Annotated in this window: 2 protein-coding genes; both read left to right on the top strand. The window is 68.9% G+C overall.

Annotated elements, in window-relative coordinates:
- Window positions 1-379 (top strand): hypothetical protein (locus AB0J09_RS65480; protein ID WP_360714663.1); only part of this gene is annotated, 379 nt, incomplete at its 5' end.
- Window positions 380-401: 22 nt separating this feature from the next.
- Window positions 402-983: a hypothetical protein gene (locus tag AB0J09_RS65475; RefSeq protein ID WP_360714661.1), complete on the top strand. Its 582-nt coding sequence runs from the start codon at window positions 402-404 to the stop codon at window positions 981-983.
- Window positions 984-1,115 lie beyond the last annotated feature (132 nt).

Raw genomic sequence — 1,115 nt, 5'->3', positions numbered from 1 at the left:
GGCCGACGGCTACGACGACGACCGCGTCAACGACGTCCTCGGCGAGATCAGCCAGGCGACCGGCGTCCGCGTGGTGTGCGTATGGAACGAGCGCGACCGCTGGAGCTGCGGCGGCGAGTCCGACTTCTACGTCGAAGACGACGACGGCCAACTGCACGAGCTCGTAGGCGATCTGCGGGAATGGCTCAGCGGGCGTCCCGACGCCCCGGACACCCCGCACTTCCCGGGGCTGCCGGCCAGCTGGATCGGCCCGCCGACCACTGTGAGCGCCGCGACCCTCGCCTGGCATGACGGCCAGCACAACTACGCGAGGCGTGACCTGGAAAGCGCGAATGACCAACCGGGGAGCACCGGCGTCGGACCGCGGCCGTCGACATGACCACCGAACACAAGGAGCCTTGATGCCCATCGACAACCCGCAGGTGGGAGAGTTCGCCCGATACCACCCGAACGGCAGCCCCGACATGCCTGTCCTCGTCGAGATCGTCCACATCGGCCTCGGGCAGGCATATCGAGGTGGCGAACGAATGCTCACCGGGGCCGTCGTCGAACGCAGCGCGAACCGTTGCTTCCTGGTGGGGCAGGAGATCCACGCCCTCGAGCGCAGCGAAGACATCAGCCCTGCCCCAAAGCGGACCGCCAAGCGGCTCCACCTCGAGCCCGTCACCCTCTGGGCGGCGTGCCGCGATGGCCAGCTCTGGGACTGGTACGGCATCAGCGACGGCCTGGCATGGGTCCCCAAGACCTTGGAAGAAACGCTGATGTTCTACAGCGGGCCCTTCGAGCCCCGGCTGTTCCGCGACCGCGACCTGGCCGAGAAGTACCTCGCCGAATCCCCTGACGCTCAGCCCGGCGACAGCCTGGAGCAGGTACAGGCGAAGGTCTGGCGCAGCGAGTACCGCCCGCAGCGCGGCGGCTACGTCATCTACGAGCGGGCGCGGCTCGTCAGCCCCGGCCTTCCCCGCCCGGATCGAAAGGCGTAACACCGATGACCACGCAGCTGAAGAACCCCGCCCAGCCTCATCTCGACCTGATCGACAACGTCGAGAACGCCACCACCGGGACGGCGCAGGCCGCCGCCGTACCCGCCCCGCAGGATCGGCGCACAGCGGTCG

The organism is Nonomuraea sp. NPDC049784 (assembly GCF_040659615.1).
Taxonomy (GTDB): Bacteria; Actinomycetota; Actinomycetes; order Streptosporangiales; family Streptosporangiaceae; genus Nonomuraea.
The sequence above is the reverse complement of the archived record's forward strand: the minus strand, read 5'-3'. Positions and strand labels throughout refer to the sequence as shown.